We start from the raw sequence: 18,200 nt of genomic DNA, 5'->3' as shown, positions 1-18,200 counted from the left end.
AATGACAAAAGACGACAAAATAATGATTAATATTTTTAAATGTGAAAAACTGAAGAGTCTGCTATGGCTGAGTTAACGACTCAAAAATTATTGTCTCGAGGGCTATCTGGGCTGGGTACTCCAATATTGATATTGGTGTTGTTAGCCATGATGATTTTGCCCATGCCCACTTTACTGCTGGATATCCTTTTTACATTTAATATTTCGTTAGCGCTGGTCGTTTTACTGGCAACGGTTTACGCAACTCGGCCACTGGATTTTGCGGTATTTCCAACTATTTTGTTAGTGGCGACGCTAATGCGGTTGGCGCTAAATGTGGCATCAACTCGCGTGGTGTTAATTAATGGTCACACCGGTGCTGGTGCTGCCGGGCAAGTTATTGAATCATTTGGTTCGGTGGTCATTGGCGGCAACTATGCCGTAGGTCTTGTGGTATTTGCCATTTTGGTGATTATTAATTTTGTCGTAGTAACCAAAGGGGCTGGTCGTATTTCTGAAGTTAGCGCGCGATTTACCTTGGATGCGATGCCCGGCAAGCAAATGGCGATTGATGCGGATTTAAATGCCGGTTTATTGTCACAAGAAGAAGCGCGTACCAGACGTCAGGAAGTTTCTCACGAAGCTGATTTTTATGGTGCAATGGATGGTGCGTCAAAATTTGTACGTGGTGATGCGGTTGCCGGCTTACTGATTTTGTTGATAAATATATTGGGTGGCGTTGCCATTGGTATGGGACAACATGGATTAGATTTCGCCACCGCTATGCGCTATTACGCACTGCTAACCATCGGTGACGGATTAGTGGCGCAAATTCCAGCGTTGCTCTTGTCAACCTCTGCAGCAATTATGGTAACGCGCCAAAATGCAGTACAAAACATGGGAGAGCAACTGGTTAGCCAGTTGGTAACTAACCCTAAAGCGCTGTTTGTTAGTGGTGGTGTATTATTTGTTATGGGCATTATTCCGGGGATGCCACATTTTGCCTTTTTGTTTTTAGCATTTGCGGCATTCGGTTTAGGTTATATGGTTCGTAGCAAACGTCAGCAAGAAGCAGAAGCTCAGGCTGAGCAGGAGTTACAGCAAATTGATGCACCTGAAACGCCCAAAATTAAAGAGTTAAGCTGGGAAGATGTGCCACCAGTTGATCAAATTGGTCTTGAGGTTGGTTATCGTCTAATACCGATGGTTGATCCGGCGCAAGATGGTAAGTTGATGGGACGGATTAAAGGTGTCAGAAAGAAGATTTCGCAAGAGTTGGGGTTTCTCATTTCGCCAGTACATATTCGGGATAATCTGGACTTGTCGCCGAATGCTTATCGAATTGCCATTTTAGGAGCAACTGTTGGTGAGGCAGAGGTTTATCCTGATAAAGAAATGGCGATTAATCCTGGACAGGTTTTTGGCAGTCTTGAAGGGATAGCAACTCATGATCCGGCATTTGGCCTGGAGGCAGTGTGGATCAATAGTGATCAAAAGGATAATGCACAAGCGCTGGGCTATACGGTTGTCGATGCCAGCACAGTGATTGCAACGCATTTAAGCCATTTAATTCAAAATCATGCGGCTGAGCTTTTTGGACATGAAGAAGCCGAGCAAATGCTAAAAGGTTTGGCCAAGTCAGCACCTAAATTGGCTGAAACTTTAGTGCCTGATAATATTTCACTAGGCACGTTGGTTAAGGTATTACAAAGCCTGTTAGTCGAACAAGTACCACTAAAAGATATGCGAACCATCGCCGAAACATTGGCAGAGTTTTCCAACAGGAGTCAAGATCCCGCCGTTTTAACCAGTGCTGTCAGAATCGCGTTAAGTCGCTTAATTGTACAAAATATCAATGGGTTAGCGCCAGAAATTCCTGTTGTTACACTTTCTCCCGACTTGGAACAGATATTGCAACAGTCATTAACAACAGGGGGTGGTGAAGTTGGAATTGAACCGGGTTTAGCCGATCGTATTCAATCTTCACTAAAAGATGTCGTCGCCCAACAGGAAGCGGCAGGTCAACCAGCAATACTCTTGACTGCGCCAGCATTGCGACCTTCTTTAGCCAAGTTTGCCCGTTTTGGAATTAAAGGATTGCATGTTTTGAGTTATCAGGAGATTCCCGATAACAAACAAATCAAAGTCATCGCAACCGTTGGAAATTCAAATTAAGGAAAAGTAACGCGGCATCACCGCCCCTCGATGTGGTTAAAGCGTCGATAATTTGTCAGCGTTTGTTGCACTCTTGCATAGTCACCAACAAACTTGCCGTACAAATATTGATGGAAATTTGGTGTCGGGCAATGGTATCAATCTGGTGATGCAAAATCACTGAAGTTAACCGATTGTCAACGCAACTTTGGGTGAGAATGAGCGAATGAAAATCAGACGTTTTTATGCCAGTAATATCCGTGCTGCACTGAGAGAAGTGACCGAAGAGTTTGGTGAAGATGCTGCTATTTTATCAAATAAAAAGGTTGAAGGCGGTGTCGAGATAATTGCTGCACTGGATTACGATGCTGACTTAATGCGTGAAAAACTGGCAGAGCAAGAACGAGAATTACCACAGGTGAAAGTGGCTAATGGCAGTGGGCAATCATTTGCTCGCCAAATGGCTGGTGGGGATTTTGTTGGTCAGGCGCAGACAAGCCATGCCCAAGCGTTAAGTGATAATTCATCAGCGAGCATACAATCTAACCCCGTGCCAAATTTTGGTAGCAAACCGTCATCAGGCAAAAGTCAATCAGGCAAAAGTCATTTAAGTAGTGTCCCCAATACTGAGTTAGAAAACTCTGCTAAAAACGCATCTGCCGAAGAGAAAGTTTCAATTGCAAAAGCGGCAGTTAGTCAATTATCTGGCTTTTTAGCCAATCAACAACAGCAATCGGCTAAACAGAATGATTTATCCGCATTCAGTGAGCGCAGTCAGTTATCTAGCCGTCTTAGGGTGAGTGCTAAAGAGAGCTTTGGTGATGATGTGAAGCGGCCACTCGCTGCGCCTGCATTTGCGACCGAGGAGGTTGAGCCAAGTGTTGCTAAAACTGAGTCGGCTCCGCGCAAAAATCGGGTTGAATGGAGTCTCGATCCCAGTTTAAAAGCGATGAAAGAAGAATTAGAGCTGATGCGCTCAATGATGTCAGAGCAGCTACGAGGGCTGGCCTGGGACCGCAATGCTGAGCGAAACCCGCTAAGTGCCATGATGGCCCGCCGCTTATCAAAAATTGGTTTAGATCATCACCTTATCAGTGGGCTGTTACCCCAGATAAAAGCCGAGCAAGATGTGGAGTGTGTTTGGCAACATTTACTGGCTGTTTTGGCTAAATCGGTTCCTGTTGCAACCGATAATCTATTGGAAAAAGGCGGTATTTATGCCTTTATGGGGCCTGCTGGTGTTGGTAAAACCACGACGATTGCCAAGCTGGCAGCGCGTTTCGTCATCAAGCATGGTGCCGATTCTGTTGCGTTAATTACCACCGATAATTATCGAATTTCGGCACAAGAACAGCTGGCTTCAATTGGTCGATTGCTGCAACTGCCAACGGTTAAAGTGTCACAAAAACAGGATTTAGATGCGGTTATTAGCAAGTTTCATCGAAAAAAACTGGTATTAATCGATACCGCTGGTATTTCGGGTTGCGATGAAAATTTAGCTGAACCGCTTAAAGTGTTAGCACAAAGCTCATCGGTCATTCATCGAATTTTACTGATGTCCGCTGCTAGTCAGGGTAAAGTTTTGCAACAATCACTTGCATTGTTCGAAAATTATTCACCTGATGGCATTATTGTGACCAAAATGGACGAAGCGGCATGTCTGGGTGAGTTATTAAGTGTTGTTATACATGCGCACATTCCGCTGCTGTTTACCACCGATGGGCAGCGTATTCCCGAAGATATTCGATTAGCGAAAAGCCACCAGTTAGTCTCAAAAGCTGTGTCTTTGGCGAATCGTTATGAACGCGAAGTTGATGATTGGGCTTTGGCGCAATCAGTTGATTTGCTGCACTCTGCGTAATTGACTTTTTTTAGTAAACAGAAAGCGCAAAGACAAGAAAATGTTCTATGCTTAAGTAATTAATATTTAAGTGATATACGACGGAATATTTTGACTGTCCAGTGGGTTTTCAGGAGAGTATGTTTTTGAACCAGATTATTGATATTTCACCTTCAAATTCCGGTGCTGGCAAGCCGGTTAAAGTGATAGCTATTACTGGTGGTAAAGGTGGTGTTGGTAAGACTAACGTATCTGTCAATCTGGGCATGGCGTTAAGTCAGCAAGGATATAAGGTGATGCTGCTGGATGCCGATTTGGGATTGGCCAACGTTGATGTGCTATTGGGCCTGTCAACTCGCAAAAATTTATCTCATGTGCTCTCGGGTGAATGTGAATTGCGCGATATTGTGTTAGAAGCTCCCCATGGGTTGCAAATTGTACCGGCATCATCTGGGACTAAAAACATGGCTGAGCTGTCGGTGATGGAACATGCTGGCATTATTCAGGCATTTAGTGAAATTGGTAAAAATCTTGATTTTTTAATCGTCGATACCGCAGCAGGTATTACCGATATGGTGGTTAGTTTTACCCGCGCATCGCAAGATGTAATTGCTGTGGTATGTGATGAGCCAACGTCAATTACTGATGCTTATGCGTTGATGAAAGTGCTAAATCGGGATCACAATATTGTGCGCTTTCATGTGTTAGCGAATATGGTTCATACCAGTCAGGAAGGACGCGAATTATTTGCCAAGTTAAACGGCGTGTGTAATCGATTTTTAGATGTGACTTTGGACTATTTGGGGTCAATTCCTTTTGATGAGAATGTTCGAAAATCGGTGAAAAAACAAAAAGCATTAGTTGATGCCTTTCCACGTAGTCCAGCGTCGATAGCCATTAAGAGCCTGGCGAAAAAGGTTCAGAACTGGCCTATGCCACGAGATGCCAGCGGGCATATTGAGTTTTTTATGGAACGTCTGGTATCCAAAGCAATGTAGTGGAATTTTAATAAATGAGCATTATTTTAAAATAATGCGTTATAAATATAGGGTGTGATCGATTAATTGATGACTCGTTGATTGAGTTAATCACAATTATGTCACCAAAACAGAATTCGTTTAAAATTTTAGAAGTATTAATATAAATCAAATGCAGTGTTTTTACCTTCAACCATTTAATAAACAGCAATGTTTGAAAAACATCGATTTTTTTATGGCGTGTTTTCAACATATCGCTATTCAAGACAGGCATTTGCTTAATGTAAGGGTATTCGCGTGACTGGAGCAGATACATACCGTCGTATTCAGCAAGATGATTTCGCGGCAAAATATGCACCGCTGGTTAAGCGTATCGCTCATCATTTACTCGCAAGATTACCTGCCAGTGTACAACTAGAAGATATGCTGCAGGCTGGCATGCTTGGCTTGTTAGAAGCCCAATCTAATTTTGACGAAACCAAAGGGGCGAGTTTTGAGACTTTCGCCGGTATTCGTATTCGTGGCGCAATGATCGACGAAATTCGTCGCGGTGACTGGGTTCCCCGCTCAGTTCATAAAAATTCACGAGCTATCGCCAAAGCTATACAGGAAATAGAACAGCGTACCGGAAGGGATGCACGAGATACTGAAGTGGCTGCTGCACTCGGTGTTGAAGTCGAGGAATATCGCCAGATGCTAATGGATGTGAGTAATGGTCATATGGTCGACTTTGAAGGGCTTGGCGTGACCGAAGATTATTTTAGTCAAGGTTTGTCTGACAGTTCAATGACTCCGCTGGAGAGAATCCAAAAAGAAGACTTTCGAAATTCATTGGCGGGTGCAATTGCATCACTGCCTGAAAGAGAAAAGTTGGTTTTGGCGCTTTACTACGATGAAGAACTTAACCTTAAGGAAATTGGTGAAGTTCTGGAGGTAAGTGAGTCGCGAGTCAGTCAAATTAACAGTCAGGCAATGCTTCGCTTGCAATCTCGATTAAAAGATTGGAAGAAATAGCTATTCTTGACTAAATTTAGGGTAACTCCCGAATAGTTAACCTATTGATTATTAACCTATTGATTAATCCAGACGGAGACATAACTTGGACAAGAACATGAAAATCTTAGTGGTAGATGATTTTTCGACGATGCGTCGAATAATTAAAAATCTACTAAGAGATCTTGGGTTTACCAATACCCATGAAGCTGATGATGGTAATACGGCGCTGCCCATGTTGCAAACTGGAAACTTTGATTTTCTGGTCACTGACTGGAATATGCCTGGGATGCAGGGGATCGACCTGCTGAAAGCTGTGAGAGCTGATGAAAAACTAAAGTCATTGCCAGTTCTGATGGTCACTGCGGAATCGAAGCGGGAGCAGATAATAGAAGCCGCTCAAGCCGGTGTAAATGGCTATATTGTTAAACCATTTACTGCTGCCACATTGAATGAAAAACTTGGCAAAATTTTTGAGCGTATTGAAGGTTAATCTCGTTCAGATTAAGGAAGTTAATCCATGAATCTATCCGATAAAGAACAGCTCGAAAAAGCTATTTCAAATACCCGTGAACTGCTGGCTTATATGGAAGCCGATCAAATTGATGATGCGCAAAAACTATTTGATAGTTTAACCCGTGACAGCGATGAAGATTTATTTCGAGAAATAGGCAAATTAACCCGTCATTTGCATGAAGCGCTGAGTAATTTTCAACTCGACTCGCGTATTACCGACTTAGCCGCTTCAGAAATTCCTGATGCCAAAGATCGACTCAACTACGTGATTGAAAAAACCGAAGAAGCTGCCAATAAGACGATGGATAAAGTTGAGCAATGCCACCAAATGGCTGACCTGATTGCTAAAGATTCTCAGGAATTATTGGTTGAATGGCAAAAGCTTTATCGTCGCGAACTCGAACCGGGAGACTTTAGAAAACTCTGTAAAAGAATTGAGTCTCATCTGGTTAAAAATAAAGATTCTTCTAATGAACTACAGGCTGAATTATCCGAAGTGTTATTAGCACAAGATTACCAAGACTTGACCGGACAAGTTATTCGACAAGTCATTACTTTGGTCCATAATGTAGAAGAAAGTATGGTCAATGTCATTAAAATGTTTGGCAATATGGAAGGTTATTCTAAAGCTAAAGTACAACCCAGAGTTGTCGAAGGGGTAGAAGGGCCAATAACCAATAAAGAAAAACGTAGTGATGTCGTCAGTGGCCAGGATGAGGTCGATGACTTACTGTCTAGTCTAGGATTCTAGGGGGACGTGAATGTCGTTTGAAGCAGACGAGGAAATCTTACAGGACTTCTTGATTGAGGCTGGAGAAATCCTCGAAGCGATGTCCGAACAATTAGTGGCGTTGGAAAACGAGCCCGAAGATATGGATTTGCTTAACGGAATATTCCGAGGCTTTCATACAGTTAAGGGCGGAGCAGGATTTCTTGCGTTAGAACCATTGGTAGAAATCTGCCACATTACAGAAAATATTTTTGATATTTTACGTAATGGTGAGCGGGTTGCCGATGCTGATTTAATGGACCACATACTTCAGGCATTAGATATTGTCAATGAAATGTTTGAAGATGTGCGTAATGGGGAATACCCAACCAATGCCAATCCTGATTTTTTGGCCAAGCTTGGAACTTATGCCGTTGCTGCTTCAAAATCTGCACCGCCACCAGCAAGCCAATCGGCACCCAGTGATGATATTACTGAAGATGAGTTTAACAGTTTAATTGAAGAAACTGTCGCTTCAGATAGCGCTATTGAAGAAGCGACAGATGAGGACATTGGTGCAGACGAAATTACCGATGATGAATTTGATGCGTTACTAGACGAACTGCATGGCGCAGGTCAGTTTTCAGTTGATAAGCTGGCAGGTGGTGAGAGTGACACAAGTGAAAATGATCAAGTTGAAAGCGAACAAAGTGTTGAACCTGCAAATCAGCAAAGTGAGTTTGATGACTTTGCTGATTTTTCTGCGCCAGCCAGCACAGATGTTGATTCACAAAAAGCCACCAGCGATGATATTACTGACGAAGAATTTGAAGCGTTATTAGATGAGTTACATGGTAAAGGTGCACCAATTTCGGCTGCGGAAAATAAACAAGCACCACCAGTTACCCATGATACAGTCAATGATTCAGAGAAAGAAGATTCTGATTTAATTGATGAAGATGAATTTGAAGCATTATTAGATGAACTGCACGGTGTTGGCGCAGGACCTAGTAAAAATACAGTAACTTCTGGTAGTCAGGCTGGTGCGAGTCCTGCACCTGCGACTGGACAATCGACAAATAAATCAAAGCCTGCGAACACTTATCAACCGGCTGCAAGTCCGCCACCGCCACCACCTAGATCATCCATTGGTGGTGATGAAAAAATTGTTGCTAAAAAACCTAGTGCCCGAAAAGCGAATAGTAATACTGTGACTGAAGCAACAGTCAGAGTTGATACTAAACGACTTGATGAAATTATGAATATGGTCGGAGAACTGGTTCTGGCAAGAAACCGACTGAAAACGCTTGGGCAGGCAAATCCAGATGAAGATCTGACCAAAGCAATTGCTAATCTCGATATAGTGACAGCCGATTTGCAAGGGGCTGTTATGAAAACCCGCATGCAGCCCATTAAAAAAGTATTTGGGCGTTTTCCTCGAGTGGTACGCGATTTGGCGCGTAGCTTGAAAAAAGAAATTTCTTTAGAAATGGTTGGTGAAGAAACAGACCTGGACAAAAACCTGGTTGAAGCATTGGCTGATCCATTAGTGCATTTAGTTAGAAATTCTGTCGACCACGGTATTGAATCTCCTGAAGAACGGGTTGCAGTGGGTAAGCCTCGCAGCGGTAAAATTATTTTATCGGCAGCGCAAGAAGGCGATCATATTATGTTAGCCATTCAAGATGATGGTAAAGGTATGAATGCTAATTTACTGCGAAATATTGCCGTCGAAAAAGGTTTAATGGATCGCGAACAAGCTGACCGACTTACCAATACTGAATGTTATAACTTAATCTTTATGGCAGGTTTCTCCACTAAAAAAGAAATTTCTGATATTTCTGGTCGTGGTGTAGGTATGGATGTCGTAAAGACTAAAATAACCCAGTTAAATGGAACATTGACGATTGATTCAACGATGGGTGTTGGTACTAAAATAATGATTAAAGTACCATTAACATTGGCCATTTTACCCACCCTGATGGTTAAAGTGAAAGAACAGACTTTTGCTTTACCATTAACATCAGTGAATGAAATTTTCCACTTGGATCTGACCAAAACTAATATTGTTGATGGGCAACTGGTTATTGTCGTGCGTGACAAAGCGTTGCCTTTATTCTTTTTAAATGAATGGCTGACACGTTCACCCGAACCCGGTAAAAGAGATCGTAAGGGACATGTTGTACTGGTACAAGTTGGGACCCAACGTGTCGGTTTTGTGGTGGATTCTCTCATCGGTCAGGAAGAGGTGGTCATTAAACCGCTAGGCAAGTCATTGCATGGTACACCAGGTATGGCTGGTGCAACCATTACCAGCGATGGTGGTATTGCGTTGATCATTGATATCCCAACTTTACTCAAACATTATGCTGGTTAATCGCAACTTAATTATTAATCAGAAAACTAACGTTGCAACCTAGAGGTATTTTGTGGCAATAAAAGTTCTCATTGTCGATGACTCTCAGTTTTTTTGTCGCAGAGTCGGTTCGATATTGCATGCATCTGATGATTTTCAGGTCATTGGTGTTGCCAATAATGGACAGGAAGCAATTGATAAGGCAAAAAAACTGCAACCTGATGTTATCACGCTCGATGTTGAAATGCCGGTTATGGATGGCGTTACTGCATTAAAACAGATTGTTAAAGTGTGCGACGCGAGAGTTTTAATGCTTTCGTCGCTTACCTATGAAAATGCAAAAATTACACTCGATGCACTCGATGCTGGGGCGACAGATTTTTTATTGAAATCTTATGAATCTATTTCATCTGACAGTAGTGGTTTTGTTGGACTATTGCAAAACAAGCTGAGAGAGATTGGACGTGCTAAAAAATTTCCAGCGCACTCTGCCAAGCCTTTAGAGCAACCTAACAAGACAGATGTATCAGATGCCGTTAAATCTGAGCGGACAAAAGCACCGGTTAAAGGCGCGGCAGCTGGCAGTGCATCAGCAAAAACAAATAACTCAGGGATTCGTCGCTCCAGTAGTTCGATTCCGGCGGTACGTCACAAGATTCGTCTGGTGGCGATTGGTGCTTCTACTGGAGGCCCCGTTGCATTACAAAAAGTTTTGGGGCAATTACCGGCAAATTATCCTTACCCCATTACGGTTACTCAACATATGCCTGGTACGTTTACGGGCGCATTTGCAACTCGTTTAAATGGATTATGTCAATTGAACATTGTTGAAGCTGAAGATGGCATGTTGTTAAAACCTGGCTCGGTTTATATTGCGCCTGGCGGTAAACAAATGGTTTTTAGCGGATTGAGTACCAGTCCAAAAATTCAAGTGCGCTCAACTGATCCTCGTATTCAATTTTCGCCCTCTGTTGATGTGACCTTTGGCTCAGCATCTAAAATTTTACAGGGCGATGTACTTGCGATTGTTCTGACAGGAATGGGATCTGATGGCACTGAAGGTAGTCGCTTAATTAAAGCACAAGGAGGGACTATTTGGGCACAAGATGAAGCCTCGTGTGTTGTTTATGGGATGCCAATGTCGGTCACCAAAGCCGGTTTAACTGACTATCAACTCTCAATAGAGCAGTTCACCGGAGCGCTGATCAAGCAGGCAAAATAAATGGATAAGTTAACGCTACTTGGTCTGATTGTTGCCATTTTGGCAATTTTTGGTGGTCAGATTCTGGAAGGCGGACATATCGACGCATTGCTGGATTGGGCTGCTTTTGTCATCGTCGTTGGTGGGAGTTTTGGTGCGGTTATGTTGCAATCACATAGCCGGACTTTCAGTACAGCAATCAGAATTTTTAGTTGGGTTATTAAAACACCAAGACTTCCAGTACAAGAAGGTATTAACAACATTTCTAATTGGAGTAATCTGGCTCGTCGTGAAGGATTGTTGGGGCTTGAGAAAAAACTTGATGATAGCATTGAGCCATTTATTCTCAAAGGACTCAATATGCTGGTCGATGGCAATGACGCCAAAGCGATTCGCGAAGCAATGTATGTTGAGCTAGATGTTAACGATAAAGAACTATTAAAAGCGGCAAAAGTTTATGAGTCAATGGGCGGATATTCGCCGACTTTAGGTATTGTCGGCGCTGTTTTAGGGTTAATTCATGTGATGGGCAATTTGAGTAATCCTGAGCTATTGGGCAGCGGTATTGCGACTGCTTTTGTGGCGACCATTTATGGTGTCGGTTTTGCCAACCTATTTTTTATTCCTGTCTATCACAAGTTACGCGCAATTATTGCTGAGCAATCTCAATATCGGGAAATGATTATTGAAGGTATCGCCAGTATTGCCGAAGGTGAAAATCCGCGCGTGATTGCCGGTAAGCTAAGTGGTTATCAAGTCAAGTAACCTATAGTGAAGTGATCAAAAGTAAAGAGTCTAGAGTGAAGAATTTAAAGTGAAGCAATCTAAAGTAAAGTAAGTCATGCGCCGATTTCGTAAAAATATTTTTGATGATAACCAGGAAGTAGGGCGCTGGTTGATTTCTTATGCTGACTTTATTACCTTGCTGTTTGCGTTTTTTGTGGTGATGTATTCAATTTCTCAAGTGAATGAGCAAAAATATAAAATTATATCTACCGCTTTAGAGCAGGCGTTCGATAAAATGCCGACCAGTAACAAGCCGATTCAAATTGGTGAAATTAGTCGTAGTAATACACCAATTACAGGTGATAATGAAGAACAACCAGAAATTGATAGTGAAAATATTGAAAGTGGCAAAATTGATTCTGAAAACTTTGCCTCTGTTGAAGAATTTAAAGCGCTGGAAAACGGATTGCGCAAATCGCTGGGAGACTTAATTAAACAAGATCTGGCAGAAATCAATTCAGACACCAACTGGATCAACATCAATCTGCGTAGTAGTTTGCTCTTTCCTTCAGGGAGCGATGAGCTTAATAGCGGAGCAGATCCATTATTAGAAGAGGTTGCAGAGCACCTCAATACTAATGATCAATTGATATTGGTTCATGGGCACACCGATAATATCCCTATTAATACTGAGCGTTTTCCATCCAACTGGGAATTATCCAGTGCCAGAGGTGTTGCTGTGGTACGCAAATTGCAAAAACTTTTGGTCTACGCACCACGGATGAGTGTCGAAGGACATGGTGAATACCAACCGATTGCATCAAATGAAACACCGGAAGGGCGCGCCAAAAATCGTCGTGTCGTTATCTCTATTTCGCGTAAACAGGCCATAAAACCGGAAAAAGAGGTGGCAGCTAAGCCGACGCAAGAGCCAGCTCAGCAACAGGCACAAAAAGAAGCTGAGCAAGAATTTGAAATTGTCCGTCTTTCTGGCGGTGGTATATTAATTCGAGGCAAAGATTTGCCGATAAAAAAGGAATCTTCCTCGAATGAACAAAAGTGAGGTACATTTTGAAAATCTGGACAGTGGCAAACCAAAAAGGAGGCGTTGGTAAAACAACGACTGTTGCTGCGTTGGCAGGCATTTTGTCACAGCAAGGATTTCGTGTACTTATTCTAGATTGTGATCCGCACGCTTCACTGACTTCTTATTTTGGCTATGACAGCGAAGCGATGCCTGTGTCTTTGTTTAACTGGTTTTCACATACGCCGCAAACATCTCAACAAGCGTTATCAACCTTGGTGACGCTGAACGAGGATAATATTTACCTGTTGCCTGCCGCGTTAAGTCTGGCGACGCTGGATAAGCGTTTTAGCAGCAAAGAAGGTATGGGACTGGTCATTTCACGAACCTTAAAATTATTGCAAGACGAGTTTGATTATGTATTGATCGACTGTCCTCCGGTATTGGGAGTATTGTTGATTAATGCGCTGGCCGCATGCCAATGGCTGATTATTCCTGTGCAAACAGAGTTTTTGGCAATTAAAGGGCTGGAAAGAATGATGAATACGCTGAATATGGTAATTAAGGCACAGCATCATACGATCGGGTATACTATTGTGCCCACCATGTTTGATAAGCGGACTAATGCTTCAATACAAGCATTAAGAAATATGCGTGATGAGTTTGGACGTCACCTGTGGAGTAAAGTTATTCCAGTTGATACCAAGTTTCGCGATGCATCCCGGCAGCACTTGTCGCCAAGTAAAGCATTTCCTGATACGCATGGTGTAGAGGCCTATCACAAGTTAGCTAACCACATGTTGGCAGAAACTGCTGATGATAAAGTCGCTTAATCGGGTGCTGAATAATATGCTTGTTAATCGATTGATCAATTAAGTGATCAATTAAGTGAAAGAAATGGTGTATACCATGAATGTAAAAACTGACATGATTTAATTGAAACCAAAGCAAATGAAACTGAATAAACCGCCTGTTACAGAAGAACAAAGTATGCTCGAAGAGTATGTTGACTTCTTATTGCAGGATACATCAAATGTTCATCAATTAAATGTCGCACCGTCTAATAATAATCCAACTGATATTTCACAAGTGATTGCCAGACAGCAGTCCGCTCAATCTGCTGCTCCAACTGAGGTGGTTCAAAACAAGCGCAGCGAAAATAAAAGCGCCAAAACTAAGACCAGAAAAGACAAACCAGCTGAAAATAAACCGACAAAAAGCAAATCAGCAGAAAGTAAATCAATATCTCCAAAAATAGAAACGGTTTCAACGAAGAAGGTGCCAGTTAAAAAAGCGGTTGTAGCGCCGCCGCTTGAACAGCGTAAGCTTGATGAGAAAATCAATGCTGACAAAAGTATTCAGAATAACAGTGATGCTACAAAAACTTCGAAAACACTTAATCAATCGAAGGCAGTCAATAAGTCTGATGTCGTTGAACAGTCCGATGCGCTAGAAAAAAGAGATACTGTGAAAAACGCTGATATTATGAAATATGACGCTTCTTCCAGTCATGAAAAAAGTGTCGAACCCAGTAGAGCTCAGCTCAAATCTGACAGCGTATTAGACAAAGCATTGGCACACTTTGATCAACAAGTTGTGCAGCAAAAAGTTCAGCAATCTGAATTGGCTAAACAAAATCAATCGCAACATGCGACTCAAACCGCTGCCCAGCGCAATTTAAAAGCAGAAGTACCTGCCAATAAAAATAAATTACAAGCAAGCAAAAGTTTACCGGCTGTGCAATCTGAGCCACGTAAAAAAAGTATTGCTCCGGTTGTTGAAGAGTCAGAAGAAGCCATGCAAATTGCCTGGGAAGCTTTGCTGGAAAAAGAAAAGGCAACACAGCAGGTTGCAGATAAGCCAATTACTCAAGCTTTTGCGAAAACATCGATAGATAACAAGAAAACGGCTCAGCTAACAGCAAGCGAACCTGTATCTGTCGAGAAAATCCAGCCCACTGAGAACTCGGCCAAGCCGCAACCTCGCTCTATTGAAGAAGCGATAAATGAATATTTGCCTAAAGAAAAAGATCAGAGGCTGGCGAATGTTGAAAAATTATTGTCGCGTATTTCTTTGGCAACCATGCCAGCACCAAAGATTAATAATACAACCCAAAGCCTTCATGAGGCAAAAGTTGATACACAAGAAAATACACAAAGCGCAACTAAGGTACAATCCACACCTCAAGTACAGGCTGAGGCAGAAAAAGCAACCTTTATACAGCGCCAGGTTCAGCGAAATAAAGAAATTCTTCCTGATATATTTCAAACGCTGATTTTTCAAGTGGCCAAATTACCTTTGGCGGTCCCGTTATTAAAGCTGGGTGGCATCACTAAAATTACTCAGCAAGATATTACCCCTTTGGTCGGCACTCCGGATTGGTTTTTAGGGTTAGTCCCAAATGAAAGAGGAAACCTAATGGTGGTCGATACTCAAAAGTATTTAATGCCAGAGCAATCATCAGTGGTTGCCGATGACACTTATCAATATTTAATTATTCTCGACGACTCAAACTGGGCTTTAGCTTGTCACTCGGTTGGTGATGCTAAAAACCTGACTCAGGATGATATTCGCTGGTCAGAAAAGAGCTCAAAAAGACCTTGGTTTGCAGGTATGGTTGTTGAGTTTATGAGCGCATTACTGGAAGTTGACGAATTGATTAATATGCTGGCTGATAATATTGTCGATAAATAGCAAATAAAACAAATTGGTTTTATTATGACCATCGCAAGGCATAATTAGAAATTATTATTAGAACTACTGCAATTTTACTAAAGTCATAAAAACGCTCAGAATAATGAATCATAATCGTTTATTTTTTACACTTTCGGCGCTGTTTGGACTGCTATTTGTATGGCTGGCTATTGAGCCTTACGATCGTGCCGACTGGGCACTGGAAAATCTTTTGGTCATTTTGTTTGCCGTCATTCTCGGGTTTAGCTATCGACGGTTTCCGCTGTCTGGTATATCTTACTATTTGATATTTGTATTTTTAGTTTTTCATGAGATCGGTTCGCATTTTACCTATGCCAAAGTACCTTATGATCAGTTTTTTACTGAGTTTTTTGGTTTTAGTGTCAATCAGCTATTTGGTTGGCAGCGCAATCACTATGATAGACTGGTTCATTTTTTATTTGGTTTGTTACTTGCTTATCCTATCAGAGAATTTTACTATCGGGTTGCCAATGCCAAAGGTTTTTGGGGATACTTTTTCCCGCTTGAATTAACCATGGCCTCATCCATGATATTTGAGTTGTTTGAGTGGGCGGCGGCTGAATTTTTTGGTGGTGATTTGGGCGTCGCTTATTTAGGCACTCAAGGTGATATATGGGATGCGCATAAAGATATGGCGCTTGCCACACTGGGGGCTGCAATCAGCATGAGTACCGCGTTATTAGTGAATTATAAATTACAGCGAGACTTCGACAAAGAATGGGATGACAGTCTGACTGTGAAATATGAAGAACCACTTGGCGAAGATAAAATTGAGCAAATGCTCAATGAGCTTCATCAGTCGAACAAACAAGCGTAGCTATTCAATTGAATTAAAAAAGGCAACTGATGATCAGTTGCCTTTTAAAGATAATCCTCTTTACCAGCTAATAAAATAGCGTGATTACTTAGATTAATCTTCTTTATGTAAATGTACATCCATTTGTGGGAAAGGAATGCTGATACCTTCGGCATCAAAAGTCAATTTGACTTTTTCATGGATATCAAAAAATACAGGCCAATAATCATCTGAATTTACCCAAGGACGTACTACAAAATTAACTGAAGAATCACCGAGTTCTGATACAGCGACAACTGGCGCAGGATCTTTAAGAATTCTCTCATCTTCATCAAGTATTCTTTTAATAATCTCTTTGGCTTTTTTCAAATCGTCACCATAGCCAATGCCAAATTTCATATCAACGCGGCGAGTATCTTTCGCAGAATAGTTAGTGATAACATCACCATAGATTTTTCCATTTGGTACAATCATTTGTTTGTTATCACCGGTGCGCAGCTGTGTTGAAAAAATTGATATTTTTTCAACAACACCAGCGATGCCTGCAACCTCGACAAAGTTACCTGCGGTAAAAGGGCGGAAAACTATCAACATGACACCTGAGGCAAAGTTTTGTAGTGAACTTTGTAGAGATAAACCAATGGCTAAACCAGCCGCACCAATCAATGCAACCAATGAGGTTGTATCAACGCCTAATTGACCAACAGATGCAATAATGACAAACAGCATTAATAAAGCACTAACAATGCCCGATATAAAGTCAATTAATATTGAATCAAGTTTGGCTTTTTCTAGTAGCTTATCGATAACTTTAACAATGGTTTTAACCAACCATTTACCAATAATAAAAATTGCCAGTGCGAATAATAAATTCAGACCATAAGGAATAACGTAAGTCTCAACTATTTTTTGTAGTGAATCCTGAGTGAGTTCCATCATGAGTACCTCTTAAATAATGTTGCAATAAGCGGCTTAGTCATAAGCCGCTTAATCTTTTACTGTGGTTTGGTAACCGTTGTTTTTATTTCCGCCTGAACGCGACGGTTTTCTTTTCTTCCTTCCGCAGTGTCATTGCTGGCGATAGGTGATTCTTCACCTTTACCAACTGCGCGAATGCGATTTGCGGCGACAGAAAATTCGGCAATTAAATAATCCATGACCGCTTTAGCTCGTTTTTCTGAAAGCTGTTGATTATATTGTGCTGAGCCTCGAGAATCGGTATGGCCTTCAATAGTAACCCGAGTATCGGGGTACTGGCGCATAAAGTCTGCAACTCGCTTGATATCATTACGATAAGCATCGGTAATTTCATTGCTGTTATTGGCAAATTGAACGTTTAGTGTAATAGAAACATCTTCTTTTAAGGCAATGCGACAACCTGAAGCATCAACTTTTGCTCCCATGGGGGTTTGTTGACATTGATCTAGTGAATTTACAACACCATCGTTATCAGTATCGAGCTCACAACCTTTACGATCGACACTCACTCCAGAGCGACTGTTTGGACATTGATCTAAATTATCTGCAACGCCGTCACGGTCGCTATCTTGTGGTTCATTTTGAACCGTTTTTACCGGTTGTGGCGCTGGTGCTGGCGCTGGCGCAGAGCCTGTATCGCCGAAGAAATAATTAACTGCCAAATAAGGTACCCAGTCAAGGCGACTCTTATTTAAGCCGACTAAGGCATCAGCACCTAAGGTGAAAGAGGCTTTTTCGCTAAAAGCAAAATCATAGCCTGCACCTAAACGGGCAGATAATCTGTCATCGGAATTAGGAACTTCGGTGTAACGACCGACACCTGTTTTCCAGAAAAAACTATCTTCATTACGTGGTTGATAACGGTAATGAGAAACTACCGAAAAGAAATTTGTGTCAAATGCCGGTCCATTATTCCATGAGCGGTTGGTATCCAGCGAGGTAAATTCTACGCCAAGTGACCAATGATTAGTCATCTGTGAACCAAGTCCGACAAATAGATTGGTTTCGTCGTCTAAAAGTCGCTCACTGTCGAAGATAAAGTGGTTAGCACCTAATGTGATATAAACACCTGTGTTTTCATCGGCAGTAGTAATGGTTGGTAAAAGAAGGGTTGCTGCCATTGAAGAAATGACGATCAACTTTTTCATTTATAAATCCCCTGTTTATTTGATTCTTTGGTTCAGTATTAAAAATAGTCTAGACAAATATCTCTATCTTAGGCTATGCCTGTTAAAT

Annotated in this window: 15 protein-coding genes; 13 read left to right on the top strand and 2 right to left on the bottom strand. The window is 41.8% G+C overall.

Annotation, left to right across the window (positions count from 1 at the left end; genetic code table 11):
• Nucleotides 1–63: 63 nt before the first annotated feature.
• The 13 genes from flhA (at nt 64) to ABVT42_RS08665 (ending at nt 16,007) form a co-directional block, all read left to right on the top strand.
• Nucleotides 64–2,154, top strand: a complete 2,091-nt coding sequence (flhA, locus tag ABVT42_RS08725) for a flagellar biosynthesis protein FlhA (RefSeq protein ID WP_353874388.1) — start codon at nt 64–66, stop codon at nt 2,152–2,154.
• A gap of 205 nt (nt 2,155–2,359) precedes the next feature.
• Nucleotides 2,360–3,994: a flagellar biosynthesis protein FlhF gene (gene flhF, locus ABVT42_RS08720; RefSeq protein WP_353874386.1), complete on the top strand. Its 1,635-nt coding sequence runs from the start codon at nt 2,360–2,362 to the stop codon at nt 3,992–3,994.
• 125 nt (nt 3,995–4,119) lie between these two features.
• Nucleotides 4,120–4,971: a MinD/ParA family ATP-binding protein gene (locus ABVT42_RS08715; protein ID WP_465251057.1), complete on the top strand. Its 852-nt coding sequence runs from the start codon at nt 4,120–4,122 to the stop codon at nt 4,969–4,971.
• A gap of 276 nt (nt 4,972–5,247) precedes the next feature.
• Nucleotides 5,248–5,964 (top strand): RNA polymerase sigma factor FliA, encoded by a 717-nt coding sequence (locus tag ABVT42_RS08710; RefSeq protein ID WP_353874384.1) that lies wholly within the window; start codon nt 5,248–5,250, stop codon nt 5,962–5,964.
• 97 nt (nt 5,965–6,061) lie between these two features.
• Nucleotides 6,062–6,436, top strand: a complete 375-nt coding sequence (cheY, locus tag ABVT42_RS08705; RefSeq protein WP_465251056.1) for a chemotaxis response regulator CheY — start codon at nt 6,062–6,064, stop codon at nt 6,434–6,436.
• Nucleotides 6,437–6,463: 27 nt separating this feature from the next.
• Nucleotides 6,464–7,210, top strand: coding sequence for a protein phosphatase CheZ (locus ABVT42_RS08700; RefSeq protein WP_353874381.1), 747 nt, complete (start codon nt 6,464–6,466; stop codon nt 7,208–7,210).
• A gap of 10 nt (nt 7,211–7,220) precedes the next feature.
• The gene (locus ABVT42_RS08695) at nt 7,221–9,545 is read left to right on the top strand and encodes a chemotaxis protein CheW (protein WP_353874380.1); all 2,325 of its coding nucleotides are present in this window, start codon (nt 7,221–7,223) and stop codon (nt 9,543–9,545) included.
• A gap of 52 nt (nt 9,546–9,597) precedes the next feature.
• Complete coding sequence (locus tag ABVT42_RS08690) at nt 9,598–10,746, top strand: protein-glutamate methylesterase/protein-glutamine glutaminase (RefSeq protein ID WP_353874379.1); 1,149 nt, start codon at nt 9,598–9,600, stop codon at nt 10,744–10,746.
• A complete protein-coding gene (locus ABVT42_RS08685; protein ID WP_353874378.1) occupies nt 10,747–11,490 on the top strand; it encodes a flagellar motor protein in 744 nt (247 codons plus the stop codon).
• A gap of 76 nt (nt 11,491–11,566) precedes the next feature.
• Complete coding sequence (locus ABVT42_RS08680) at nt 11,567–12,514, top strand: flagellar motor protein MotB (RefSeq protein ID WP_353874376.1); 948 nt, start codon at nt 11,567–11,569, stop codon at nt 12,512–12,514.
• A gap of 8 nt (nt 12,515–12,522) precedes the next feature.
• Nucleotides 12,523–13,308 (top strand): ParA family protein, encoded by a 786-nt coding sequence (locus tag ABVT42_RS08675; RefSeq protein ID WP_353874374.1) that lies wholly within the window; start codon nt 12,523–12,525, stop codon nt 13,306–13,308.
• Between the two features lie 118 nt (nt 13,309–13,426).
• On the top strand, nt 13,427–15,169 hold the full coding sequence (locus ABVT42_RS08670; RefSeq protein ID WP_353874372.1) for a chemotaxis protein CheW: 1,743 nt from the start codon (nt 13,427–13,429) through the stop codon (nt 15,167–15,169).
• A gap of 103 nt (nt 15,170–15,272) precedes the next feature.
• Nucleotides 15,273–16,007 carry a DUF2238 domain-containing protein gene (locus ABVT42_RS08665; protein ID WP_353874371.1) on the top strand — a complete coding sequence of 245 codons (735 nt, stop codon included), beginning with the start codon at nt 15,273–15,275 and terminating at the stop codon, nt 16,005–16,007.
• A gap of 93 nt (nt 16,008–16,100) precedes the next feature.
• Here the strand turns inward: ABVT42_RS08665 and ABVT42_RS08660 are convergent, their stop codons facing one another.
• Nucleotides 16,101–16,922 carry a mechanosensitive ion channel family protein gene (locus tag ABVT42_RS08660; RefSeq protein WP_353874440.1) on the bottom strand — a complete coding sequence of 274 codons (822 nt, stop codon included), beginning with the start codon at nt 16,920–16,922 and terminating at the stop codon, nt 16,101–16,103.
• A gap of 59 nt (nt 16,923–16,981) precedes the next feature.
• Nucleotides 16,982–18,112, bottom strand: a complete 1,131-nt coding sequence (locus tag ABVT42_RS08655; protein WP_353874369.1) for an OmpA family protein — start codon at nt 18,110–18,112, stop codon at nt 16,982–16,984.
• Nucleotides 18,113–18,200: the final 88 nt, after the last annotated feature.

It is taken from the genome of Aliikangiella maris, assembly GCF_040719265.1.
In the GTDB taxonomy this organism is placed as follows: Bacteria; Pseudomonadota; Gammaproteobacteria; order Enterobacterales; family Kangiellaceae; genus Aliikangiella; species Aliikangiella maris.
The sequence above is the reverse complement of the archived record's forward strand: the minus strand, read 5'-3'. Positions and strand labels throughout refer to the sequence as shown.